The organism is Gimesia fumaroli (assembly GCF_007754425.1).
Classification (GTDB): Bacteria; Planctomycetota; Planctomycetia; order Planctomycetales; family Planctomycetaceae; genus Gimesia; species Gimesia fumaroli.
This window is the reverse complement of sequence record NZ_CP037452.1, coordinates 6529280-6553678: the sequence shown is the minus strand read 5'-3', so window position 1 is coordinate 6553678 and position 24399 is coordinate 6529280. Positions and strand designations below refer to the sequence as shown.

The following is a 24399-nucleotide window of genomic DNA, read 5'->3' as shown; positions in this document are numbered from 1 at the left end:
ATTCTTATGACCATTATGCTATGAATGGCAAAAATCAAAAACAAGTACAAAATGAGTAAACGCGTACTATCATCTGATACTTCAACAGCTTACGGTTCGTTTCAAAGATCGGTGGAAACTTGCAGAATTCAACGACCTTTTCCCGGGGGACTGGTGTTTTAATGTTAGTACTGGGGAAATCGTCTTGCATCTTAGTACTCCAGATGCGCAAAATCCCTGTATCTGTTTATTAAACACGGTAATTGCTGTGAAAGACCGCTCAAAATGACACGGAGTCAGAAAATGTTCCGTTTTATCTCTCTTCTGAGTCTATCTGTAGTGCTGGTAGGGTTCAGTGCTGATCTGGCATATGCGCAACCCGGTGGCGAAAGCCGCACACGTGGCTTCTTTTCGTTCATCGATAAAAACAAAAATGGTGTGATCGAATCTTCGGAATTTGACCAGATGCCCGGACGTTTCAAGGAATCATTAGAGGGCGTAGGTGTTGATACTTCCCGGAGTATGACACAACAAGACTTTGAGCGGGTTATGCCCAAGCTAATGGAACGGATGCGCAGTCAACGAAGTTCCTCGGGCGGCGATGATCGGCGGCGATCCAGTTTTTCCCGTGGCCCCAGTAGTTTTGGTGGCTCTCCCCCTGCTTCATTTTCCCGACCGGGTGGTGGACCAGGGCCAAGTGGTGGGGGATTTGATCCGGGTTCAATGCGAGGTCGTTATGGATCGTTCCAGCCCGATCGTGGCGGCCCTCCCGGTTCGTCGTCGAGCAGTAGTCGCAGTAAGTCCGGCAGTTCATCTAAAACCGAACCGACTAAGCCAGTTCGCGCCACGGTCGACTTGAATAAGGACTTTGTTCCCCAAGATTCCGATCAGGATGGGCAGATTGGTTTATATGAATGGCGAAAAAACAATCCGACGAAGCTGGGCGAATTCTTTACCATGGACTTGAATGGAGACGGTTTTTTAACCCCGCGTGAAATTGCACTTTCCAAAGCAGGCAAAACACAGCGGAGCGCTGCCTCATTCATGTTTGCTCTGAATACCGGCCAACAAAGTCCCTCTCCTGCTACTTCCGCTGGTGCGCAACCGGTCGCGAAACAGGATGCATCAAAATCCGCCCCAAGTCAAAAAGAGGCTGTACCCGCAGCATCAAAAAAAGAATCGATTCCGAGCACTGATCCGGTAGTGAATCAAGCCAATTACTTTTTCAAACTGCTTGACCGAAATAAAGACAGCTCCGTTTCTCCCGAAGAATGGAAAAAGAGCCGATCGATGCGTCGCATGTTTGAAAAGGAGAACATCGATCTCAGCGTATCGATGTCACAGGAACAATTTGTCGGTCACTACGTGGCGATTAAGAAGAACTGATTCCGACTTTGTTTTCCCAACGAGAACAAGTCGCAGTTCTGGCCTTAGTTTACCGGCATAGGGAGGCCCTTCTTTTTGGCACGGTCCCGTTCTCGCTTTGCCCGCCGTTCCTGGATGCTGTCAAATTGCTTCGAAATCGAGATTCCCAGCAGTTTGAGATAGCCTTCATCGACTTGAATCCGTGTTCGAATTCCTGTTTCCAAAGGCTGCGTGGTAATCAAAATGAGGTCATTCTCTTTTTGAAAGGCACCGTCGAAAATTTTCATAATTCCGCTTTGGTCAATTTCGGCTTCAGAGAACAGGCTGAGCCAGGGACGCATATGGAACTCTGCCTGAAATGGTGCCGTGCGCTGTTCTTTCCTCGCTTCAGGTGAGGCATTGTTAATTTGTTCGATTGCTTCATTCAAGGCACCCACTGCGATCTCGGTTCCCATGGCGAACCAGATGACCTGTGAATCGGCGCCCACATACAGTGAAGGGACGCCTCCCAGAAACCGGTTTTGTTTATCGTCGGCTGTTTTCATGTTGGGCTGTAACTGATGCAAGGCGATTCCCTGCACGGTTTCTGCATTGGTAAAAATCCGGACATCTTTGCCAGCACGTTGTTCCACGCGATTGACCAGGTCCAGTAACGCTGCCGGCAGATTCGCAGAAGGAGAGACTTTCATGCCGCCAATTAGCGCAAATTTCTTCGAGGGCGTTGCCACCAGTTGCGCGAATAGATCCAGGTGTCCTTTATCAACGACCGATTTGATCGGCGCAAAAAACTGCTGGACAGAATGGTTTTTCTGCAGGCGCTCATCTTCGGTTAATAACTTTTCAGTCAACTGTTTCTCAGCGTAGGTCAAATAATTGAGATAGGTTTTTCGATCGCGTCGGGCGACGTTCATTGACATCGAAACCGCTGCAGGCAAGTTTGCGCGAGACGTGATTACACTGAAATAGCTGGCTTTACCGGGAACATTTTTGATGTCACGGGCCAGATCACTATTCGGCCGGGCTTTGATCAAGATATCGATGTTCCCCTGCTTTTGTTCCTGGTCAACCCGGGCTCCGAGCACCAGTTCCTGGGCTTCGTTCAGCATGTATTCGATGCCTTCCAGATTCTGCTTACCCGACATGCGGCGCAGTTCATAGGCGGCATCTGTTTCGTTGTCTCGCTGTTGGAGCTGTGTTTCAATGGCGGTGCGGAAAAAACCGAGGAATGTGGTTCGCATCAGTTCGGGAATTGCACTGAAATCCAGTTTGACAGACAAGTCATAATCGTTTGTCAAAGTTTGAAAGGACTGTGCCGGATCACCGAAATCGCGGGAAATAATCAGATCCAGGGTTTCATCGGTTTCTCCACCGCGGAACAGCATATGCGCATAAGAATCCTGAAGTCGGATGATCGACTCTCCCCGTCTGCCTTCGATAGTATAAATATCGTCACGTTTCGTATCTTTTTTAATCTTTTCCTCATCGCCGGGAATCAAGGCTTCCAGTGTCTCGATGAATGAGCGGATTTTTGACACAGGCAGATAGGAAACGAATACAGGTTGAGGCAGCAGACCTGTTTTCAAAAAGACTTCTACCCCCAGGTTTTTGTTATGGTCAAGCCCTTCCAGATCATTCACATTGGCCAGAGAAGCGGAAGCGATTTCGGCAATTTCAGGACGCTCTGCCAATTCAAATACCAGGTCGATGTCTTGTAAGATGCGTTCGATGCTGGCGAAATTGATGATCACAATCGGCTTGGGAAGCAGAGATTCTACTGCTTGTTTGGGCTTGTCTTTTTGGGGGGCTTCTTCTTTATCTGCTTCCTGGGCAAAGAGAGAATTGCTGAACAGCAGACAGGCGACGACGAACAGGCTCAGAATACGCTGAGATCGTGATGTCTGTTTTAAGAAACGTCTGTTTGAACAGGAAGTGAGGGAAACTGCCATGACATACCTTTTGCGCAGATTGAAAATGATCTTGAAAGCACCTGTTATGTCTGATTCGACAGACAGAGTCAAATATTAAAAATCGTCTACTTTTTTTTCAAACAGTCGGCAGGCAAAATCCATTTCCGGAAACTGGATCCGACCTGTTCAGTATACTCATTCAGATCAGAAAAAGATTCAGGGAATTCGAAATTTTGCGGCGAGTCAGAAAATAGCCGTATCTCAGACCCTTACAAGGCTGAAGCATCAGGCAGGTTGAGCTGATCCAAAAGCTTCTTCGCTTCCTTGCCTTTTTTCTTGTAGTGATGCGGTAGAACGCGATCGTGATAGGTTTCTAACGGTCGAACCAGGGTTCGATCCAGAACCAGTTTTCGCAGACGCCAGTCTTCCTGTGAAATTCCCACTTCAGCGTGGATGTCTGCCATCGTGTCAAATGCCATTTCAATCGCAGAGATACTCAATTCAATATCATGCAGTGCCTGTTTCGATGTGACAGGGCGCGCTTGTGATCGGTTATCCCAGCGTGCTTTCAAAGCCTGCAGTAACCCGTTCAGATGATCCCACTGCTGGTCTTTGGATAAAAACAATTCTGGAGTGGTCGCCGCCAGTTCGATGGCGCGCACTACAGAATTGATGGCCCGGTCAGAACCGGAACCATAATTGACTGCATGCAGGCGATGTGCAAATTCCAGCTTCGGTGGTGCGCTTTTTGACTTCCTATAAAGTTCGGCAACTTCATCGTGCATAAAGTAGCTGATCATGGGGTCGTACGTGGATGTAAATCTGACGACGCGGTTGATCAATTCCACCGATGGATCTGCTGTTTCCATGGCATCCGACAATGCTTTGAAATACAGCATGCGGCGTTTGTCTTCGTCGTGGATATAATTGTCTTTGGCCAGTCCTTCAGCGGCGACCTGTTTGATCAGAGAACGAGGGTTTTCGGTGATCTGCTCCTTGGCTGGTTTACGGTACTTCCAATATTGATCAGGATATTGTGCCATCAGTTTGTTTTGTGCGGTGACTTCAGACAGTCTTCGAAGCACGATGGGGTCGTCTTTTTCATTGTGCATCCAGTTGATCAGTCGGCCGGTGCGATCTTTTTGGGAAATCATCTGTTGCACTTCCCGGCGTTTCGGTCCCCAACGCATCATTTCATAAGGCAGTGTAAAGGCAAACGTCCCTGTGGAAGTATTATTGACGCTGGTATTTACGTCTAACGTCATTTGATATAAAGCGTCGGCTGAGTAGGCGGCCAGATTCAACAGTACCGACCAGTCCCAGCCTACCTGTGCCAGAGTGCGTCGTACCTGTGGCGCCTGGATGCGATCGATCAGATTCTCGCGGATGAATCCCTGGTCTGAATTGGTTCCCAGGAATAAGGTCTCGCCATTTGCAATTTCAAGGGCCATCACCAGTTTGAATTCGGACAAAAATGTTTGTGCCACCACGCGTAAAGGCTGGGCACCAAAATCAATGTGCTGAAATCGTTGACAGAAAATGCCATCCTCATTCAGATGGCGGGAGACGTTGTGATAAAATTCAGCCGTGTATTCCGCCTGAGACTGTGTGACCACGGACTGAATGGGGTTGCTGATGATTAAGTCATATCGTTTTTCGGTTTCAGACCGGGCAGCCATCGCCAATGCGACGGGCAGTTGATTCAGTTGGACCCGCTCTGATTGAAAAGCGGAAATCGAATTGCGAGGAGCAATTTCTTCCTGATACAATTTCACCAGCCCACTATCAGGCTCCAGGCAGGTGACGTGTTGTACTGGAAAATCCAAGCTGGCATTGAGACCAACGCCGGATCCCAAACCAAGAAACAGGACATCTGCTGGTCGCTCATGCAGAATGACAGGGATCAGAAATGGCATCAGTTCGCCTGTTGTGTGAGGACACAGTCCCGGGTCCACGCTGGTTACTCCGAATGGCAATCCGCTTCGCCGGATCTGAATCTGGTTTTCGCGATACGACCAGAGTGTGAATGTTCCATATTCCCCATCGATTTCGGAAAGGCACCGCCCTTCATCCAGGTGAGGTAACATTTCCGGTTTCAATCCGTAGCGAAGTCCTGTGAATGTATTTGTGGAAAACAGCATTTTGGCAGAATGGCGGGCATCATAGTTGTGGTGAAAAAACAGTCCGAGTGTAAGAGCCAATAAGCCGCAGATACTGGCGAGACGTTGAAGTCGCGTGCGTGGAATCCCTTGTTGGGAAAACCAGACGACAGCTGCCAGACAGAGCAGTGACAAAGAGGTTAGTACCGTGATTGATTTGATGTCGGCGAGTGAAGATGCAATCAGCCAGAAGCTGAACAGCATGCCAGCCAGAAAACAGAATGGTTGCCAGACCGGCAGTACAACCGTTGGAGTTTCGTCAGAATTTGTATAACGATTTGCCAGTGATAGGTTAAGCCAGCCACCCCAACAGGCCCCCAAAAGGGAAAAGATGATTGCCGTAAAGCTGCCTCGTACCAGAGCCAGAATCAAGGCATATTCAATGTAGGCGTTTGCGTGCAGCGTCCAGGAAACGAATACCGGAAAGAGAGCCAGACAGCTCACGCCGACGAGGCCCGTTCCCAGTGTGAATCCAGCAGCCACTCGTGACTGTTGCGCTGCGTCCTGTTTTCGAAAGAAGGCAAATGCAATGGCAATTCCCGTGAAGAAGGCCGCCCAGATCGTCACTTTCAGATAGAGCGAATCGGGATATAACTGAAATAGAACTCGAGTCAAAGTGAAAAACAGGATCCCGATTGCCAGGCTCATTGGATAGCTTGAGGCCCGGAGCAGGAACGGTGTAACGGTTGATTGTTCCCATTGATCTGATGCATTCGATGCTGAAGTCGCTAAGTCTGTTTTGTCTGACTTAATTTTGAGCCAGCCAGGAAACGTTGGCAGATACGCATTCAAGTAATTCATCAACCAGGGTCCAAAGCTGACGATCAGGGCCAGGCTGACAGGTAAGGCCAGAGCCAGATTCCACCCGAACTGGGGAACGAGCCAGCAGGCGGCCGAGATCAGTGCGAAACCCACACCTGCCAGGTAACGGGCGATGTGTTGATTCAGCAGAGATTTTACAGGATTAAACTGAATGTTGGATTGTCTGGTAGTGAACCAGAACAGCCTGGTCGACCAGAAGACTGCGGGCATAATCAGCGCCATCGCAGACAGAATCATGAGGCCGGTTAAAAAGACAAAGTTCGACATCTGCTGCACGGAAATCAGATGCAGAATCGAATTGAGTTGCTTCAAGAGCAGAGGAAAACAAACCGACCAGAGTGATAACAACATAAAAGAGATTCGAATTCTGGTTCGATCAGTTTTTGACTCGGCTGTCGGTTTGGAAAGTGGAGCCGATGCAGGTAGGCCCAGCCAGATTCCGACAACAATTGCCAGACCAATTCCGGTCATCACTTCAGGGCTGTCACTCACAAATGCCTGATATCGCTGCACGCAGGAAAAGACAAACAGACCGCAGATCCAACCGGTCAAAAAAAGAATACCCAAATGCTGTTGCAGAATCTGGATCATAAATTGGATTAGCTTATGAGCGATTGAACGTAACATGGCTTCCTTGCCTGTTGATATTTATCAAACAGATTTGCATCTGAACTTAAAGTAGCTTACTCTAAGTCATTTCCTAAGAGTCTTTTAACAGCAATATTTGCCGATCGGTGTATGTGGTATGCAGAGCGTGTTTTATCGAATTTTCGTAAATATATGCAATACCAGTCGTTGTAACTCGGTCGAGATCAGCTTGTGAAAGAGACTTATGTATACGCCTCTAGTCAAAACTGAGGCGAAGAGTAAGAATAGGTAGTCTTAGAAGCTCTCTTTCTCCAACCCAAATAGAAGTCTTTCAGCGTGAACGATCTATTGAAGCAGCTGCAATCTCAGGCATTACATTGTCGGCAGGAATTTAACGACCGACAGAAATGGTCTCCATTATGTACTAAGCGATTCTGCTTTACGTTGCTGGCAGGGATCGCTTATTTCCTCTGTGGCAATCAGTTACTGCAGGCAGAGTCGAGTTACCCTGCGGAGTACAAGGCGGCTGCAAATTCGATCAAGGTCGATGAGCTCAAGAAGCATATCGAATTTCTGGCCAGTGATTCGCTTGAGGGACGCGAAGCGGGTTCCCAGGGGGGACAAGCTGCGGGGACTTATATTCGCGGCGTGCTTCAGAAGAATAGTATTCAGCCGGGGCTGGTTGATGAAGGGTATTTCCAGGAATTTGACGGCGGCTTCCGTAACATTATTGGAATCATTCCTGGCAACGATCCGGAATTGAAAAAAGAATTCGTCGTGATTGGAGCACACTACGACCATGTGGGGTATGGCAAACCATCGAACAGTCGTGGGGGGATCGGACAGATTCATAATGGAGCCGATGATAATGCGAGCGGAACCGCGGCACTTCTGGAAGCCATTGAGGCGCTCGCTCAACACAAAACGCTTCCCCGACGTTCATTGATGTTTGTGTTCTGGGATGCTGAGGAAATGGGACTGCTGGGTTCGAAATACTGGGTCAATCATCCAACCGTGCCCCTTGATCAGATTGCCATCTACCTCAATTTAGATATGGTGGGGCGTTTGAAAGAAAAACCACTGAGTCTATTTGGTTCACGTTCTTCATATGGTTTACGCTCTTGTGCCGTAAAATGTAATCACCGTGAGGCTGGGGTAAAGATTAAGTTTGACAGCGCAATCCGTCCAGATAGCGATCATTGGCCCTTATATCAGAAAGGGGTCCCGTTTCTGATGCTGCATACGGGCAAGCATGAAGAATATCACCGACCCGAAGACGATGCACATAAAATTGACTACGAGGGGACTCGCAAGTGCGCGCAACTTCTGACTCAGCTTGCTCTCGATTTTGCATTACAGGATGAAAAGCCAGAATATCGGAATGCCAACCGCGATGTTCTGGCAGGCATTGATCAGCAGGCACGCGCCGCTTCGCCTGAGCCTCCGCGGCTGGGAGTCGCATGGAATGCAGAAAAGTACAAACAGGGAAATTTACTGATCACCCAGGTCCTTGCTAATACGGCTGCCGATAAGGCGGGCCTGAAAGTCGGTGATGAAATTATCAAAGTGGATGGCAAATCGCCTGTAACATCCCCCGGATTTGCTGCATTGATTCGTAGCGCTCCAGTTAAAATTATTATGCAAATTAAAAGGATGATGGAGGAGAAACTACTGGAAATACCGGTCGAACTGGCGGGACAACCGGTGAAGCTGGGGATTGAATGGAAGACTGATAAAACAGAACCCACTGTTGTCGTGATTTCTGATATTGTGGGATCATCTCCCGCGGATCTGTCTGAACTCAAAATCAATGATCGGATTTATGAAATCGCCGACAAACCTTTCGCGAACAGCGATGAATTCCGCAAGCTGGCAACAACCTTACCGCTACCCTTCACTGTTCTGGTGGAACGTGAGGGGCTGTTGAAAAAAATCACAATTCAATCAACCAGGTGAATTTTCCAGTCAATCGTTTGTTGAGAGAGTCCTGCTTTTTTCAAGGCATCCTTCAGTTGTGATTCTGGAATTACACGGGCAGACCCTTTGCGGTAAACGCGGATACGAATTCCATCTTCGTCTCCTGACGTCTGTTTTGCGAACTGAATAATCTTGTCAATCTCTGCAGGTTGGTAGCTGTCTTCTGGCTGTGTCGCTGACTTGATCAGGTAGCTGCGATCCTCAATCAGGATGTCGAGCACCCGTAAGGGAACTTCCAGCTGTGATTTGTTTTTTTGGGGTTCCGGCTCAATCAGAACTGGTACGATATCGGATTCACTGGATGCCATAATCGACTGGCTCTCATCGGCTGATTCTGTGGTCTGCTCACTTTCTCCCGGACCGGAATCGGTGTTGATGCCGGGGGTCAGGCCAAAAAACTGGCCAAGAATGATCCCCAGAATTAAAACTCCGCCTCCAGCATACATCATTCGTTTGGGACGCTTGGTCATAATCGATTCCCGTAAGATGGTTGAGCCTGACTGTCCACATTGTAATCGATGGGCTCTTTTTTGAAACCGCACTTTTTCTGTCGAGAGGCGCAGTGACCCCAGCAGGCATAAAACGATGACCAATGCAGAGCCTGACTTGCCTGGTTTATTGGCCGGAGTGTAATTTGCCCATCAAATCCAGAATGATCGCGGTGATTTTATCGGAAGCATCGATCTGAACGCGATTGGTACCCATCCAGGTTTCGTAACCACCCAGCTTGTGCTGCGCAGGTGTCGGCAGATAACCATTATAGCCGTTAGCAATCTCAATGGTGAATGCATCTTCAAAGGGGGTTTTATCCTTTAGTTCGAGACCGATTTCACAGAAGGTTTCAAAAGGGATGGCAGCAATACTTAAATCGCCGATGCGTAATACCTGCAGCATCACAGTCATTTCATCTGGACCTTCGAGTAACCTTTGAACGCGGCCTGCATAATTGCGCTCGTAGCGATGGTGCTTGGGGGCATCTTCCGGTTGCGTCATGACTTTCTTAAAGTAAGCCTGCATGGTTGCATCCGGTTTGCGGATTTTTAAAGTCAATTTACTACTCGCAGCACCGAGGGGAACCCAGGTATGGTATTTGACATTTTTGTATGCTTCTGCCACTCGTTGTGCGACGAGGTTGGCGACCTGAGTCATTTTCTCATAAGGTTTCTTACGTTTGCCTGGGTTAGAGAAATTAATGTTGTTGATATCACCACTGGTGCCGTTAGAAAGCATGCCCACAAAGGGAGGATGATCTGACTCGGCACCGATCAGTGAGCCGATCTTTTCGGAAAAAATACCGAAGTAATCGGCAGAAATTTCCCCTTTCTTAACACCTCCCACATAGTGCAGTGAATAATTTGCCAGCAAGGCCAATGGGTGACCCTCCAGTGATTGCACACTGATGAAAGAGATTTCAGGGTCAATCGGACCGGCTGGCTTAACCAGTGTCTTATTCCCGCGGGGAGGATTCATCCGCACGGTATCAACGCCACCGAAGGGATTCTTGCAGAATTCCGGGTTTGTTGTGAACCAGCGACGATTGAATACTTCCGAAGGTTCATCAATACCTCCCCAACCGATCTTCGCAGGTACTCTGTTTTCCAGTGCACGGCGGACACAGTCTGCGATACGACGCGAGAGGAATTCATGATATGTGGGACTGCTGGCACGTGTGGCGGAATGGGTGTGTGTTGCCGCCATCAGGATATTTTCCGGAGGCAGGTCCGTTTCTTCCTTAATCAATTTTCGGGCGTCCTGATAAACGTCTTCGGTAATGCCCAGGCTGTCACAGATGACGAACGCGATTTTGGTTTCGCCGTTGTCAAGCACCAGACAGCGGGCATGCAATTCGTCATGTACGTTTTCAGAAGGAAACGGTTTGAAGCCTCCTACAATCGCTTCACCCAGTGGAGGTGTGATATTGCTGGTGGCCGCTCCCGCTTTGAAGACCTTATTACCTGGAGTATCTGCTGCTTCTGAAACAGAAGAAATGATCAGAGAGAAACAAATTGCACAAATCCATATCAAAGCCAGTTGCCGATTTCCTGTTGCCTGCATCTACTTTGCTCCCGACTGAAGTCACTGAAAAAGTCCACACGAATCAAGCAGCAATTATAAAAACGTGGTTCCGGGAACGCAACAATGCTCATTGATGAGTATGCTCATAAGAAGTTCGTAACCCTTTTCATTACAGATGATTGCAGAAAGTGAAAGAAGAGGGATACAGCCATCAGATGACCGAGTGAAGCATGGTCTAAGCCAAAAACTCTAGAATATTTTGGTGTCAAAGTAAATTATTGTTGCCAGTGACGACAAAATAATATACTTTGGTGCCAAAATAAACAGTGGGTGCAAGTATTCAACCAGTTGCGTCAGTTCTGGAATCAATGAAGTCGCTTCTCGTTCAAAATAATAAAGAGGAAACACCATGTACTCAAAGAATGCATCACGTCGCGCGTTCACTCTAATCGAGTTACTTGTTGTGATCGCCATTATCGCGATTCTCATCGCTTTGCTTTTGCCTGCAGTTCAACAGGCACGTGAAGCCGCGCGACGGTCGTCTTGTCGAAATAATTTGAAGCAAATCGGCTTGGCACTTCATAACTATCACGATGCACATCGGACTTTCCCAGCAGGTGGCTTTGGTGTTTTTTCCTATTCGTGGTGGGTGGCAATTTTACCACAAATGGAGCAGAGTACCGTTACAAACCGTATGGTTACCGCCGATTATTCTGGGTACTCTGGTGGACCTAACAAGACGGTTTTAGAAAACTGGGCACCGAGCATCCTTTGGTGTCCATCAAGCACACTTCCTCAATTTTGCATACGAGATGGTGTGTACGCTACCAGTTGTTATGTTGGAATCGCTGGCGCGAGTGCCTCCGCAACATCAGCAAATGATCCGACTGGGCGAAATCGATGTGTGAGTAATAGTGTCGGTTATGCGTGTGAAAACGGTGTCTTAATTGCCAACGCGTCGGTAAAGTTGAGAGATATCACTGATGGAACGTCAAACACAATTGTTGTGGGTGAACAGTCCAATTGGGGTATAAACTCAAGTGGTCAGAATGTAGACATTCGGGGAAGTGGCGAATGGGGTACCTGGATCGGCCCTGGCGCACAAGGGCGTCCCAATAAACCTGTTTCAGGCGAAACTTATCCTTTTAGTGCTAATCCTTGGGCTCGTAATATGACAACGATTCGTTACAAAATCGATTATATTACCGAATTACCAGGAAGTGGAGGAAATAGTCGCGATGGTGGAAACAACTCCATTCAGGCAATCCATTCCGGAGGAGCTTTTGTGCTTCGCGCAGATGGAGGAGTTCGTTTCCTGTCTTCCTCACTCGATCAGTCTACTTTAATTAATCTCGCTATTCGCGATGATGGAAACATTCTAGGCGATTTCTAATCGCAGATGGATTTAACTTCCTGTTTGTCTGACTTCGTCTGAAAACATTGAGACGCCTTATCGAATTATGGTTTGAACATTTAACTACGCATGCTCAAGTTGAGTACTTTGCGGATATTCAAAATAGAGATAGAAGCCATGCGTCAATTTAGAAATAGAGATTTCAGGTCAAAGTTTTGTGTATTCGTCATTCTGACAGGATTGAGTTTACAGTCTGGGTGCTCGAGTTCAAATGAGTTGCTAGGTACTGTCTCCGGCACAGTCACACTCGATTCAGTTCCAATATCCGAAGGGATGCTTAGTTTTATCTCTAATACTGGGTTTGCTGCGATTGCAGAGATTAAAGATGGTGCTTACTCAATTACAAGCAGCCAATACGGAGATGGGATTCCCGCAGGTGAATATCAAATATCTGTATTCTCCAATACAGCGAAGTCTGATCCCCTGGCAGATTCACAGGAAAAGACAGCTGGTATACTTAAGATCCCATTAAAGTATGTCGATCCAGCAACCAGCGAATTATCTGCGAAGGTGAATCAGGGCACTAACCAGTTTAATTTTGAACTGAGTTCTCCTTGATTCGATCTGAACCAGGACTTTCTAAAACAAGATTATTCATCAGCCAGGATCTGTTCATCGCGCTCAAGTACGTCTTCAAAAGGATGCCCATTCTGCCAACCGCTTTTCCCTGATTCACGAAGATATTCAAGGCGGCGGATGGAAATCTCACAGTAAATCGGATCGAGATCTGTAGTGAGACAGCGTCGCCCGAGTTGTTCGCAGGCGATCAGGGTCGAGCCGGAGTGTGAAAAGAAATCAAGCACAAAATCATCAGGTTGTGAACTTGCCTGGATAATGCGTTCGGTTGATTTAAGAGGTTTTTGCGCATAGCAGCCTGATACGTTTTCTTCCATACGATAAAAGACTTGTTGTATATCAACCCAGACATTTCCAGGACGGATGTTTTCAGAACGGCCTCGTTCCAGATTTTCCGTTTTTCGTCCATTAATCTTTTTGTAATAACCGCGCAAAATTTTCGGGATGTCTGTGTATTGAACTTCAAAGAACGGAGTCCCTTTGGTGTAGTACAAAAGTTCTTGCCTGACCGCCATCCAGTTCTTCTGTGTGCCATAACCGCGCTGATTTCTCATGGTGATAAAGGAACGCGATTCAAACAGTCCCAGTTGTTGCATGAGAATCATGAATTGTGGCAATGGCTGGAAATGCTGGTTTTGGTCTGCACCTAGCCAGACATAAAATGACGCACTCTCGCTCATACATTGTTCTGAGAGCTGAACCCATTTTGCACACCAGTCAATAAACGCATCCACATTTCGCAGATCAAAGGCAACCAGATTATAAGGTGGATCGTGAATTGCCAGTGCGGCCCGATCATCGCGAACCAGGTTCTGGATTTGACGGGGATCCGTGGCATCGGCGCAAGCCACACGATGACGCCCTTCGGGATCTTCCCAAACCTCTCCTGATGTAAGCCGACAATGCGGTAGTAAACGCTCTCGCAGTTGTGGGTCTTCATCAAGACGCGGCAAAGGATTATTTTTCATATGCTTGTCTTCCTTAACAGCCATTCCTCTACAGTAATCATTTCTTGAGGATGCTCGTAGCAGTATAAATAAATTGAGAATGATTGAAATCTCAGCTTTATCGAATCGTTTGCAGATAGTTGCAGGTAGGCAGAAAGTTGGATGGGTGATTGTTTGAAAACAGAGTCGATTCGTTTGTATGCTTCCGATACGTGCGAACATTAACTGGCAATTTGTTTTTAAATGAAGGAGACCGAAAAGGTGATCTATGCTTCGAGAAGAAGCTGGTCTCTTTCAATGTTAACCCCTCAGATAGTTTTGAGGTTCGTTATTAGTTTCATTCAGAATGAAAAAAGGAAATCAGAGAAGAAATGGTGGAGTTCTCCAGGTAAGTTTAGCAGCTGTAAACGCGTTTGATTGCAGTTTGTAAACGTGTTCTAATAAGGGAAACGGGGTATAAACCATTGCATCAAATTGATGAGAATCAAGATTGAATGAGATGGCCAGATCTGAGATTCAGTTCGATGAGTTTGACTATTTATTAGGAGTAGCGCTAGCAACCCGTTTGTTTCAATTAATTTAAAATATTACAGACCTAATTTAAAAGAGTCATTTAGAATTTACATCCATACAAAAACAGCTGGCTCATTTGTATACATTCAAAAGGTCTGATCTGCAACCTGTGTTTCTACTGGAGGAGACCTTTTCTTGTGTTTGTGAGTTCCCGCATCAACAAGAACGACTCCGGTTTTCTCGAACAGAACGCTAAGGGAAATGAATCACAATCTGATTCGGAGAACAAGCCTTGCGAGGGATTCGGATTCCCCACATACTGAGAGGCAGAAGTTTCTCCACACAATTCGAAAAGAGCGATGTGAACGATGCAGTTGGAACTATCTGAGAAAATAAAGATGGATGCTTCTCCCGAGGTCATTCATGACTGGCTCAGTAATCTGGAAAACTGGCCTAAAATCAATGACAAGATCAGGTCCATTGCCGTCGAGGGAGATAAATGTATCGGCCGGCTTGAGTTTAAGGGGAGAACAGTCGATTTTGCTGGGATGGTTCCTGAAGATAACGATCCGTCAAATGTGATCTGTAATATTGTTGTGGAAGCGGATGAGAAACTGAAGGAGCCGGAACATTTCTCGGTCATCTATGAAATCATTCCCAAGGGGAGACGTACGCAGGTCATTGAGCGAATCATTTTTGAAAAAGAAATCCCTTTCTGGGGATGGCTCTTGATCAAGCTCATTATGAAACTGGGGAAACCAACGGGGTTGACCAATCTGCAGCAGATTAAAGAACATCTTAATGCCGCGGGCGGATCAGATTGATTTATCGAGTAACGATTTGACCAGACGGCTACTTTTTCTGTTTCAGCACGAACTCGCCATAGTAGCCGATATTCGAACGGTATTTGCCGCTGAGTGTGGCACCCTTCATGAAGCCCGTCCATTGATATTTGTGGCCACGAATAGTGGCATCTCCGGCCAGGTTCAACTGCTGGCCTTTTGCCTGGGATCGGAAAGTTGCTTCATATTTGAACGGGTCCCCTTTGAACAAGCCTGTGAAGGTCGCCTTCCAGACTCCTTTGTCATTGGACGTCGCAACACACTTGAGAGGGCCCGTTGTGTTGTACTTGCGATTGTTCCACTTCCCTTCCCAGGTTCGTGTTTCTCCTGCTTCCAGGAAAGAGAGTGAATTCAGTACGATGAATGCGAACAGAATGATGCGTGCCATAGCGGTTTCCCCCTTTTGATCAACTGATTCAGCCTGAGCATGGACCAGATTTCCAGCCCGTTCTTCAAGTAATTCGTCAGAACCAAGGGGAATGCGACAAATTGAGGACCGTGTGAGGAACAACAGATTTTTCTGATGCCATTAGCCAGCATAAACTCTTGACCCATAGTTAGTTACGTAAAGTAGAATGTGTCTGAATTTTCTCAGGCACTTCGTTTGAATTTACGATTTATTTCACCAGACTGTTCACACTTCAGTACGGGGCCGCTTTTTTTACCTTGGGTCAGATTCTTTCGTAAAGTCCGTTTGCGGAGTTGATCATAGAGATTACGTGCGAATCTTCCATAGTGCAGATCCAGTACGCCCGTTGTACTGGCAAACGCCAGCAGAGAACCGATGGTGACTTTGGGATAAACACAGGCAAAGCGTTTTTCATACTGTGGTCGAAATCGGCTTTTGAAGTGACGCAGTCCGGTAAAATCAAAAATGCTGGTCAGGTGCTTTTCTGCAAATACCAGCCCCTGTCGAACCAGAAAACTGTCTCCTGGCAGTGGATGGCAGTCCCGTCCCAGATCCAGGCAAAGTCCGGCTTTTTGAACTCCTTCCTGTTTCAGCTGTTGCAGAACATGATGAATCAGGAATGCCATGGTTCCCTTTACAGAATCGAGCCGATGCCGATAAAGCTCGGTTGCCCAGCCGGTCCCATTCAGAATGGGATTACAGATGACGAAGCCCTCAATTCGGCCTTGGCGACGGGCTATGAACAGCCTGCGAAGACCCAGGTCGTGGTTATCAATCCGCCCTTCAAAAAACTGCATCGTTTTTTTTTGCGGCTTGCGAGTCAGTGATTCATTGGCAACTTGAATGACTTCCGAAATCGTTTCAAGCCACTGCACCGGGTGAAGCTGATCGGGGCGTACTTCACAAGCAGTAACTCCCTGTCGCAAACAGTAATTCGTCTGTCTACGAACCCACTCGAATTCTTTTCCTTGCCAGGTGCAGGATTCCAGATCAATCATCGGGTCTTCGCCCCATTTAGTGATCTGAAACTGAAAGTCTTGAAAAAACGAAAGATCTTCTTCGCCGATATTATGAAACGCGACTGAGAGCCGATTCTGTCTGGCGTACTCCAGAAATTCTGTGACTAATTGTGGCTTGTGGTGTTCGGGAGCGATCAACCCACCACCAATGATGACATGCTTTCTCCAGCGTTTATAAGAAATCAATCCGCGCCGCCCGCGCGACCAGAAACTCAGGCGACCTGGTTCCGTTGCCAGGTAGGAGTCAAAATATCTTCCATGTTGAAAAATAAATTCCCGCAGTTCTGATTCTGAGATGTCTCCGGTCGAATCAGGGCTGCATGGCAAAATCTGATTGCAGTCTTCAGTGGGAGCCTGATGATGTGAGGAGTCAACTCTCAGAGACGCATCTTGAAACGGAAATTCATACAACGTTTCGTCTTCTGAATGCTGTATCAGCTTGTGTTGGTTTTGCTGATTCTGGCCGAACAGGTGGCTGGGATCAGATGTAGACATGAATAGAATTCCGTTTCTCGTTGTGGATCAAAACAGCGTGTTTTCTGGAATGGTTTTGCTTTCAAGCTGCCCGTTTCTGCTCGCGATATCCATTTTCTTGAACCAATGTCTGGGGCGCGGCCAGATAGGAGCGTAGCGTATTGATAAATGCTGCAGACTGATTTCCATTCACCATGCGGTGATCGAGCCGAACAAACAGGGAAGCCTGTTTTCGAACCTGAACCTGATCATTAAGGACTACAGGACGCGGTTCAGTCGGTCCCATCGTGACGGCAATGTTGTAGGAGTTCATTGGCAGAGAGGCGGGTTTATGCGCAATCAAGGGAGGTGCTCCAGGGAACCCCAGGTAATTGACAAATGCCCCGGCATGGTTCAGTCCCTGTTGCCAGGGCCAGATGGTGGGGGCACGCAGCCAGTTTCCGGCGGTAAATCCCAGACTGCAGGTATGTAACATCCAGGAAAGTCGCAAGCGTTTTCCCAGATTGATGATGCGGTTCTTGAATGTGTTACCCGCTTTCATTCGCTTGCGCTCGTCTGCCGTTTTTAATGCTTTTTCACGGGCTGCCTCCCAGAAATATCTGGCAACGCCATCTAAAGAGAAATTTTCTGCATTTCGCATGAAAACACAGTCCACTTCACCAGTACTTGTTTGCAGCATCGGCATCACAATGTTGACACCTTCATACTGAAAGACTTTACGCCCGACAACACGCCGATTGACTTCAGGATGTTGTTTCAGGCTTTCTGTCACAGCACGTATTAACACGTGCGCAGTTGTGACCAGCGTGCTTCCCTGCTGGTTTCTCTGTTCTTCCAGAAAAGGAGCCATCTCTTCCATGTCGACAGTGGTTCCCCAGACCAGCATGGGATCGCAGCGCAGAGAGGCGCTTCCCAGATAAGTGGTGTTGATCCAACCAATTTCAGAAAGTGGCACAGGTTTATGGTGAGTTGACCAGTACATGGAATTGTTGCCTGAATGAGAGTCGAAAGTGAAATAGCGTATTTACGAGGACTGTCTGTGCAGTTAAGCAGCCTCCGATTGACCTTGGTCAGATAATCGGCTGGCAATCAAACGGGCAATGGTTTCCGGGCTTTTGAACAACTCAGGTTTGATGTCCTGGAAATCAAGACGCAGCTCAAATTCGGATTCCACAAAAACCAGCAGGTCCATCATGGTCAACGAATCGAGTAAACCGGAATCCAGCAAGTCTGTGCTTGCTGTGATATCTTGCTGGCCGGTGACGGAGCGTAGAAAATCAATCAATCGAATTTGAATTGATGAGTCCATTTATCATTCCTTTTATCTGGTCGCGTTATTGTTTCAACAGTTGCTGCTTTAACTCGACATCTTTCATGAGTTGAGTTAATCTCTGTCGATCCACTTTCATGGCGTGGTTCAATGGAAAATCAGTAATGACGTGAATATGGTCCGGTACCATCTGTCGCGGCAGTTTTTTTCTGCAGATCTTTGTCATTTCAGAAACGGATAATTCTGGTTTCTCGGCAGCCGGCTTGATATACAGGGCTAATCGGGTTCCTGTATTTTTCGATTCAAAAGGGACAGCGACAGCCTGGGCGATCGGAAAAGATCTTATCGCAAACTCTTCCAGATCAGCGGGGTGGACTCGATAGCCGGAAATTTTGACGAGCGCGTTACGACGGCCTTTGAGAAAAATCCACCCGGATTCATCCGTGGTTGCCAGGTCACCCGTGTAGAGCCAGCCATCTTGAATTCGCTCATGTGTTCCAGCCGGGTCTCCCCAGTAACCCAACATGATATTGGGACCCCGGGCACGTAGTTCACCGACCACTGTGGACGCTACAGGCTGTCCGCTTTCATCGACCACTTCCAGAGTCACTTCAGGAATGGCCTGTCCGATACAGCTAGCGGAAACATTCGCCAGTTGTTCGGGAGGGACATACGCTAAACGGGCAGTGGCTTCCGTTTGTCCATACATCACAAAGAAGCGCGCCGGGGATATCGACTGGCTGATTTCAACCGAACGTGAATGTTCCAGAGCGCCCCCGGCGACCGTCATATATTTTACAGACGGGGTTTCTGTCTGACCGAACGAGGTTCGTTCCAGCAGAATCCGGTATAGGTCGGGAACAGCCGACAGGCTCGTGCATTGATGTTGATTCAATGCGTCGATCATGCTTTCTGGGAAAGTTGGATTGCCGTCAAGGATCAGGTGCGCTCCCACCAGCAGATGGGACTGTAAGACGGAGTTCCCGTATGCATGATGAAAGGGAAGGATACATAACGGACGCTCTGATGTATCCAGCTCTAGATATTTCTGGATTGACTGTGCATTCGAAATCAGATTCGTATGACTCAGCATGACTCCTTTGGGAGTCCCACTGGAACCTGCCGTAAAAAAGATCGCCGCCAGATCTGCCGGAGCATCGTTCGAATGAATGGTGGCCGTTCGATGGATTTCCTGACGCTGATTCTTTTGTGTATTTTTTGCCTGCAATTCTTGCAGATCCGGACGTCGATTGAGGACTTGAGGAGTTGTGATGACCTGTGTCGCAGAAGTGGATCTGAGAATCTTCTCAAAAGTGCCACTCTCCAGGTTGGTCGCCAATGGGACTACGACGCCTTGTGCCATCAGGATTCCGTAAAAGGCGGCGATATATTCGACCGAGTTTGGTACCAGAAGCAAGACTCGATTGCCAGGTTGAAACTCAGGGCTATTTCGCAGTTGCCGAGCCATCTTCTGTACCGCAGAAATCAGACTGCTGTAATTCCAGGTTTCGTTTGCAGAAGAGACGGCTGGGTAAATAGCCCGTTTCTCTGCGATTTCAGAAATCAGGTCAACAAGACTGGCAGAGGAAGGTTCCTGACAGCGTGATGTCGTGTCTGAGTCAGGCAATCGGGCTGATTGCTGGCTTACATTGATGAAGATCAATTCTGAGATCATGTCAGTCGAACAGCACATAGTAAACAACCTGTTTCAGGGAACGCGGACGCAATTCGTTCCTGAGCTGGAGTCGTTCCGATCTTTCTTTAACTGGACCAATAAACAGACTGAGGGGAATACCCTCATTACTATCGGAAGTTCTGTCACATTGAGATTCATTAAACTGATCGGCTTATCAGTTTTTTACCTTGTTTTTCTGCTACATTTCCCACTTTGTCTATTTTGTTGTAATTGGAGAGAAGAGGATGGCATGAGAGAGGTTGGGGTAAAGGGATTTACTTTAAACCGGGAGCGAACTATTATCGCCGCCAAATGAAAATAGAGCTGGGAGAGCCCCGTTGTCTTTGAAGATATTCTTTGGGCAAAAATCGCTTTCAGTACTTAAGGATAGCTAGGGATTGGGGTTAAAGCAGATGGAACTCAAGACATCTTATTTAGAGAAGGTAGGTGAGCTCCCTTGCATCGTGGAACCCATGTGTTCAGGTAATGCAACGCTCGAACAGTTATTGGATCAAATTGCTGTAGAGCAGAACTGGGTGAATCAAACCCTTTTGGAAAAGGGAGGTGTCCTGTTCCGCGGTTTTCGAATTCAGGAAACCGAGGAATTCCAACGCGTTGCCCAGGCCCTGATTCCCGAGCTGAAACCGTATGTGGAAGGGCAATCTCCCCGTACGAAAGTGACGGGAAACGTGTATACTTCGACTGAATTCCCAGCACAATTTCGTATTACCCTGCACAACGAGTTGTCTTATACGAAAGCACCGCCTCCACGAATTGTCTTTCACTGTCATATTGCTCCCGAGACTGGCGGAGAAACACCCATCGTCGATTGTCGCAAGCTCTATCAGTCCATGCCGCCCGCAACACTTGCCCGGTTCGAAGAGCGGGGAGTTCGCTATGTAAAAAACATGCATGGACAGGAACGGGGGATCGGCAAATCCTGGATGGATTACTTCGAGACCAGTGACCAAGATCAGGTGGAATCCTATCTCAAGGAAAATGACATTGAGTTTGAATGGACAGACGATGGAAACTTGAGGACCTGGTCGATTCGCCCCGCCACGATTCCTCATCCTGTCACGGGGGAAATGCTCTGGTTTAACCAGGCAGACCTGTGGCACATTACCAACGTCAACGAACGCAATCGCGCGCAAATGCTGCAACGTTTCGGCGAAGAGAATTTGCCGACGCATGCGTACTTCGGGGATGGTTCACCGATCACCGATGAAGACTTGGAAGCAGTCCGAAATACACTGTGGGAAAACGCGGTGATTTTTCCCTGGCAGCAGGGAGATGTTCTGGCACTGGATAATTTCAGTGTGGCCCATGGGCGCATGCCTTACGAGGGGCCCCGTAAAATCCTGGTTGCGATGGGATGACTTTTTTCTCATGCGAGAAAATCGGCTGAAATCGATGACCAATAGGAACAGGGAACAACGGGAATGTCTGTAATCAATTCTGGTAGTGATACACGAGAAACACTGAAACAGCCGGAGATTTGGGTTCCCGCTGATTTGAATCAACCGCTGGAAGCGATGCCGTTGTCACTGCGGATTGGTGGTTGGGTAGCGAATCCCTACAAAAATTATTTGCTTCCAGTTACATGGCTTCAGCGCCTGCTCAAGTCCAGTCAAAGTGAATTACTTGCGGAGACCTTCCGTCGTCCGGGGGGCTGGCGCACGATGGAGATGATGTATCGTAACCGGGAACCGGTTGACTCATTAGACCGACAGGCATTACAAGACAATCCCATTGCCCGTGCCTCACGGAATCGGTTGCAGCTTGTCACGCAAAAACTCATGGAGTTAATGAGACAATATGCGGAAACAGAAAAAGTCACCGTGGTTGGCGTAGGAGCAGGTCCCGGCCGGCATGTGCAGACCGCGATTTCTCGACTGAATTTCAATGCCGATCAGATTGCTGCCTACCTGATTGATCTTGATGACGACGCATTCGAGTATGGGCATCACTTTTCACAACAACTGGGAATTGCCGATGGCATCCATTTCTTACAGGGAGACGCGCGGCAGATTCACAAAGTCTTACCCGAAGTGAAACCGCACATCGTTAAACTAATCGGACTGGTGGAATATCTCGACGATGCTCAGTTTTCAGAGTTGTTGGGAGCGTTGCATAAAGTCATGCTGCCTGGCGGAACTCTGATCACGCATGGCTTAGTCGATCCTTATAACGGCAGCCCGTTTCTCAAGCGAGTCTTTGGCTTGCAGCATGTGAAACGGAGCGCGAACGATATAAAGCGCCTATTGGAATCGGCAGGTTTTCGTACGCTCGATCAGATAACCGAGCCAATGCAGATTTATCCTGTGATTACCGTTGTAAAGGATGCGTAGCGATCACGGTTTGTTAGCCGCAGACCATCGGCGATCACTGTTAAATGTAGTATTCGATTACGTGTTCTTCTTCAACCGAGATCCGATAATCATGACCCGGAGTGACGATCGCAACATCGTCCAGCAATAGTTGGGCCACGCGCATCGCCTGTCCCCGCAATTCCGGAACTGCCGTTGTTTCCCAGAGTGTTCCTTTCATCAGGGGGCCAATGGCAAACAGGAACTCGGAGTGATTTCCTTCCCCATCAATGACGGCGAAGTCGGCACCGACATCAATTCCCATGTCCAGTTCATCCGGGCGAATCAGCCCGCGCTTCAGCAGGTTTTGGAATAAAGGCACACTGGTATCGGAAAATCCGCAATTCGGCCCGGTGCAATTGATAACCAGCCCACCTTGCAAGATTTGTTCGCCGCCAGTTTTGTTCTGCACACTTACACAGACTTTGTCATCTTGCGTACTGAGGCCGGTAATTCTTCCTCGCACAACCCTTAATCGGCCTTCCGTGATCGCTTCGGTAATTCGCTGGTGGATCGGTTGGGCAATCCGGTGTCGGATGACATTCCAGCGTGCTGCATAGCGTTTGAGAAATTCCTGTTTTTCTTCAAGCTGAAGTTTTTGCCAGATCCGTTGCGTATGTGGTCTCAGTCGGTCAACAACGATGCCGGGGTTCTCACCAATTCGTTGCAGTTGACGACAATGTTTTTCCAGCAACTGCACCAGATTTTCCAGCCCCAGATTTTCCGGTTCGTCTGGCAGAAAATCGGGATATTCAATCCCGCGAAAGTGAGCCTGTGGAATCATGCCGTTATGCGAAATTGCAATCATATTGCCTTCCCACTCCAGTTCACTGAGCGTCAGAAAGACATCGATCATCGAAAGGCCGGTTCCCAGAACAATCAGATCTTCCTGCGCATCCGGGATTTTTTCCAGCCAGTTTCCCCACGGATCGGGGGAATAAGCTTCGTGTGAGAATGCTTCATCGTCTAAAGAGGAGGGAGGCTGATTCCCCGTCGCCAGTAACACGCGGTCTGCTTCGAAGGTAGTTCCATCTTTGAGAGTTATTACTGCGCAGCCATCAAAGTTGAATTCAATGTCGACCGCTTCATTCTCGATGACCTGAATTTCCGCCGGGTGATGGCTGTCGATCGGCTGCATATAGGTGGAAAGAATACTGCGCAGATAGTCGCCGTAGATGCGACGCGGCACATACGTTTCACGCAGCTGAGGATCTGGCAGATCACTGTAGTCAACCCGGGTACGGAGCCAGTCCAGGAAATGATTGGCATGATCGGGGACGGCGGACATATTGCGCGCCGCGACGTTCAGCAGGTGCTCTTCGCGTTTCGTGCCATAGGCGACGCCGCGGCCCAGTGGGTATTTATCATTGATCAGTTGAATGCACAGCGGGCTGTCGCTTAATCGTGCCAGATTCACAGCAGCCATCGTTCCGCTGAAACCACCTCCAATAATCGCCACTTTTTTCATCAGTACCGGTCCTTTCACACTCAACTCAGGCAACCGGGAACAGCCGACAGCCACGGAGTGTATCACGCTGATTTACTGCTGATGTATTGACATCGATCAGGACTCAAAGAGTCCCTTCAATTGTACACGGAACCACTTACCGGTAACAGGCAGACAGCGATTTCAGGCGCCGGTCAGCAGCCATGTTTGACAATCGGCGTTTTTTTCCCGGTTTTATCGATGGCGACATAAGTGAAATCCGCCTCGGTCACTTTGAAGTACGGACAGTTTGAATCTTCGTGCCTCAGCACCGGTTCGACCCAGACTTCGAGTTGCAACCTCATCGACGTGGTTCCAATTTTTTCCACCGTTCCATAACAACTGACTACATCACCCACTTTGACCGGACGGATGAACTTCATCGTCTCGACGGCGATCGTAACCGTGCGAGTTCCCGAAATCTCTTTCGATAAAATACCGCCGGCGATGTCCATTTGCGACATGATCCAGCCGCCAAAAATATCGCCGTTGGCATTCGTGTCAGCAGGCATCGCCAGTGTGCGCAGAATCAGTTTGCCTTCCGGCAGATCACAGGCTTCTTCCATGGTGATTCAATCCTCTTTTTGGTCAG

At 48.1% G+C, this 24399-nt stretch carries 19 protein-coding genes; 7 read left to right on the top strand and 12 right to left on the bottom strand.

From position 1 onward, the window contains the following. The first annotated feature begins 282 nt into the window (after positions 1 to 282). Positions 283 to 1365 carry a hypothetical protein gene (locus tag Enr17x_RS24870; RefSeq protein WP_198000785.1) on the top strand — a complete coding sequence of 361 codons (1083 nt, stop codon included), beginning with the start codon at positions 283 to 285 and terminating at the stop codon, positions 1363 to 1365. Between the two features lie 44 nt (positions 1366 to 1409). Here the strand turns inward: Enr17x_RS24870 and Enr17x_RS24865 are convergent, their stop codons facing one another. Together Enr17x_RS24865 and Enr17x_RS24860 are read right to left on the bottom strand one after the other, a co-directional pair. After that, complete coding sequence (locus Enr17x_RS24865; protein ID WP_145312429.1) at positions 1410 to 3290, bottom strand: hypothetical protein; 1881 nt, start codon at positions 3288 to 3290, stop codon at positions 1410 to 1412. A gap of 230 nt (positions 3291 to 3520) precedes the next feature. Then, on the bottom strand, positions 3521 to 6859 hold the full coding sequence (locus Enr17x_RS24860; protein WP_145312426.1) for a spermine/spermidine synthase domain-containing protein: 3339 nt from the start codon (positions 6857 to 6859) through the stop codon (positions 3521 to 3523). A 297-nt stretch (positions 6860 to 7156) separates the two neighbouring features. Between Enr17x_RS24860 and Enr17x_RS24855 the strand changes: the two genes are divergently transcribed. Beyond that, positions 7157 to 8776 carry a M20/M25/M40 family metallo-hydrolase gene (locus tag Enr17x_RS24855; protein WP_145312423.1) on the top strand — a complete coding sequence of 540 codons (1620 nt, stop codon included), beginning with the start codon at positions 7157 to 7159 and terminating at the stop codon, positions 8774 to 8776. On the opposite strand, the gene Enr17x_RS24850 is transcribed toward Enr17x_RS24855, so the two are convergent. Both Enr17x_RS24850 and Enr17x_RS24845 read right to left on the bottom strand, forming a co-directional pair. Beyond that, the gene (locus tag Enr17x_RS24850) at positions 8761 to 9267 is read right to left on the bottom strand and encodes a hypothetical protein (RefSeq protein ID WP_145312421.1); all 507 of its coding nucleotides are present in this window, start codon (positions 9265 to 9267) and stop codon (positions 8761 to 8763) included. The two genes, Enr17x_RS24855 and Enr17x_RS24850, sit on opposite strands and share 16 nt — an antisense overlap. Positions 9268 to 9412: 145 nt before the next feature. Continuing rightward, a complete protein-coding gene (locus Enr17x_RS24845; RefSeq protein ID WP_198000784.1) occupies positions 9413 to 10852 on the bottom strand; it encodes a hypothetical protein in 1440 nt (479 codons plus the stop codon). 370 nt (positions 10853 to 11222) lie between these two features. Between Enr17x_RS24845 and Enr17x_RS24840 the strand changes: the two genes are divergently transcribed. Further along, on the top strand, positions 11223 to 12206 hold the full coding sequence (locus Enr17x_RS24840) for a DUF1559 domain-containing protein (RefSeq protein WP_145312419.1): 984 nt from the start codon (positions 11223 to 11225) through the stop codon (positions 12204 to 12206). A 138-nt stretch (positions 12207 to 12344) separates the two neighbouring features. Continuing rightward, positions 12345 to 12785, top strand: a complete 441-nt coding sequence (locus tag Enr17x_RS24835; protein WP_145312417.1) for a hypothetical protein — start codon at positions 12345 to 12347, stop codon at positions 12783 to 12785. Positions 12786 to 12817: 32 nt separating this feature from the next. Here the strand turns inward: Enr17x_RS24835 and Enr17x_RS24830 are convergent, their stop codons facing one another. Beyond that, positions 12818 to 13771: a DNA-methyltransferase gene (locus Enr17x_RS24830; RefSeq protein WP_145312415.1), complete on the bottom strand. Its 954-nt coding sequence runs from the start codon at positions 13769 to 13771 to the stop codon at positions 12818 to 12820. A gap of 890 nt (positions 13772 to 14661) precedes the next feature. On the opposite strand from Enr17x_RS24830, the gene Enr17x_RS24825 reads away from it, so the two are divergent. Next, the gene (locus Enr17x_RS24825; RefSeq protein ID WP_145312413.1) at positions 14662 to 15087 is read left to right on the top strand and encodes an SRPBCC family protein; all 426 of its coding nucleotides are present in this window, start codon (positions 14662 to 14664) and stop codon (positions 15085 to 15087) included. A 28-nt stretch (positions 15088 to 15115) separates the two neighbouring features. Here Enr17x_RS24825 and Enr17x_RS24820 read toward each other — a convergent pair whose 3' ends face one another. From Enr17x_RS24820 to Enr17x_RS24800, 5 genes are all read right to left on the bottom strand, one after another. Further along, positions 15116 to 15493, bottom strand: a complete 378-nt coding sequence (locus Enr17x_RS24820) for a hypothetical protein (RefSeq protein WP_145312411.1) — start codon at positions 15491 to 15493, stop codon at positions 15116 to 15118. 203 nt (positions 15494 to 15696) lie between these two features. Then, positions 15697 to 17028: a bifunctional lysylphosphatidylglycerol flippase/synthetase MprF gene (locus tag Enr17x_RS24815; RefSeq protein ID WP_145312409.1), complete on the bottom strand. Its 1332-nt coding sequence runs from the start codon at positions 17026 to 17028 to the stop codon at positions 15697 to 15699. A 61-nt stretch (positions 17029 to 17089) separates the two neighbouring features. Then, positions 17090 to 17989 (bottom strand): 2-oxo acid dehydrogenase subunit E2, encoded by a 900-nt coding sequence (locus Enr17x_RS24810; RefSeq protein ID WP_145312407.1) that lies wholly within the window; start codon positions 17987 to 17989, stop codon positions 17090 to 17092. A gap of 63 nt (positions 17990 to 18052) precedes the next feature. Then, positions 18053 to 18316 carry a phosphopantetheine-binding protein gene (locus Enr17x_RS24805; protein ID WP_145312406.1) on the bottom strand — a complete coding sequence of 88 codons (264 nt, stop codon included), beginning with the start codon at positions 18314 to 18316 and terminating at the stop codon, positions 18053 to 18055. Between the two features lie 25 nt (positions 18317 to 18341). Further along, a complete protein-coding gene (locus Enr17x_RS24800) occupies positions 18342 to 19970 on the bottom strand; it encodes a class I adenylate-forming enzyme family protein (protein ID WP_145312404.1) in 1629 nt (542 codons plus the stop codon). A 455-nt stretch (positions 19971 to 20425) separates the two neighbouring features. On the opposite strand from Enr17x_RS24800, the gene Enr17x_RS24795 reads away from it, so the two are divergent. Both Enr17x_RS24795 and Enr17x_RS24790 read left to right on the top strand, forming a co-directional pair. Next, the gene (locus Enr17x_RS24795; RefSeq protein WP_198000783.1) at positions 20426 to 21331 is read left to right on the top strand and encodes a TauD/TfdA family dioxygenase; all 906 of its coding nucleotides are present in this window, start codon (positions 20426 to 20428) and stop codon (positions 21329 to 21331) included. A 63-nt stretch (positions 21332 to 21394) separates the two neighbouring features. Beyond that, positions 21395 to 22303 (top strand): class I SAM-dependent methyltransferase family protein, encoded by a 909-nt coding sequence (locus Enr17x_RS24790; protein WP_145312400.1) that lies wholly within the window; start codon positions 21395 to 21397, stop codon positions 22301 to 22303. Positions 22304 to 22343: 40 nt separating this feature from the next. Here Enr17x_RS24790 and Enr17x_RS24785 read toward each other — a convergent pair whose 3' ends face one another. Then, on the bottom strand, positions 22344 to 23855 hold the full coding sequence (locus tag Enr17x_RS24785) for an FAD/NAD(P)-binding protein (RefSeq protein ID WP_198000782.1): 1512 nt from the start codon (positions 23853 to 23855) through the stop codon (positions 22344 to 22346). Positions 23856 to 23962: 107 nt separating this feature from the next. Further along, a complete protein-coding gene (gene yciA / locus Enr17x_RS24780; protein WP_145312398.1) occupies positions 23963 to 24373 on the bottom strand; it encodes an acyl-CoA thioester hydrolase YciA in 411 nt (136 codons plus the stop codon). Positions 24374 to 24399: the final 26 nt, after the last annotated feature.

Bases quoted from the DNA above. Each gene is read 5' to 3' on its own strand.
- Enr17x_RS24865 (WP_145312429.1), bottom strand. From the start codon at position 3,290: ATGGCAGTTTCCCTCACTTCCTGTTCAAACAGACGTTTCTTAAAACAG.
- Enr17x_RS24850 (WP_145312421.1), bottom strand. From the start codon at position 9,267: ATGACCAAGCGTCCCAAACGAATGATGTATGCTGGAGGCGGAGTTTTA.
- Enr17x_RS24815 (WP_145312409.1), bottom strand. From the start codon at position 17,028: ATGTCTACATCTGATCCCAGCCACCTGTTCGGCCAGAATCAGCAAAAC.
- Enr17x_RS24820 (WP_145312411.1), bottom strand. From the start codon at position 15,493: ATGGCACGCATCATTCTGTTCGCATTCATCGTACTGAATTCACTCTCT.
- Enr17x_RS24870 (WP_198000785.1), top strand. From the start codon at position 283: ATGTTCCGTTTTATCTCTCTTCTGAGTCTATCTGTAGTGCTGGTAGGG.
- Enr17x_RS24810 (WP_145312407.1), bottom strand. From the start codon at position 17,989: ATGTACTGGTCAACTCACCATAAACCTGTGCCACTTTCTGAAATTGGT.
- Enr17x_RS24845 (WP_198000784.1), bottom strand. From the start codon at position 10,852: ATGCAGGCAACAGGAAATCGGCAACTGGCTTTGATATGGATTTGTGCA.
- Enr17x_RS24840 (WP_145312419.1), top strand. From the start codon at position 11,223: ATGTACTCAAAGAATGCATCACGTCGCGCGTTCACTCTAATCGAGTTA.
- Enr17x_RS24795 (WP_198000783.1), top strand. From the start codon at position 20,426: ATGTGTTCAGGTAATGCAACGCTCGAACAGTTATTGGATCAAATTGCT.
- Enr17x_RS24835 (WP_145312417.1), top strand. From the start codon at position 12,345: ATGCGTCAATTTAGAAATAGAGATTTCAGGTCAAAGTTTTGTGTATTC.
- Enr17x_RS24790 (WP_145312400.1), top strand. From the start codon at position 21,395: ATGTCTGTAATCAATTCTGGTAGTGATACACGAGAAACACTGAAACAG.
- Enr17x_RS24830 (WP_145312415.1), bottom strand. From the start codon at position 13,771: ATGAAAAATAATCCTTTGCCGCGTCTTGATGAAGACCCACAACTGCGA.
- yciA (WP_145312398.1), bottom strand. From the start codon at position 24,373: ATGGAAGAAGCCTGTGATCTGCCGGAAGGCAAACTGATTCTGCGCACA.
- Enr17x_RS24800 (WP_145312404.1), bottom strand. From the start codon at position 19,970: ATGTGCTGTTCGACTGACATGATCTCAGAATTGATCTTCATCAATGTA.
- Enr17x_RS24825 (WP_145312413.1), top strand. From the start codon at position 14,662: ATGGATGCTTCTCCCGAGGTCATTCATGACTGGCTCAGTAATCTGGAA.
- Enr17x_RS24805 (WP_145312406.1), bottom strand. From the start codon at position 18,316: ATGGACTCATCAATTCAAATTCGATTGATTGATTTTCTACGCTCCGTC.
- Enr17x_RS24860 (WP_145312426.1), bottom strand. From the start codon at position 6,859: ATGTTACGTTCAATCGCTCATAAGCTAATCCAATTTATGATCCAGATT.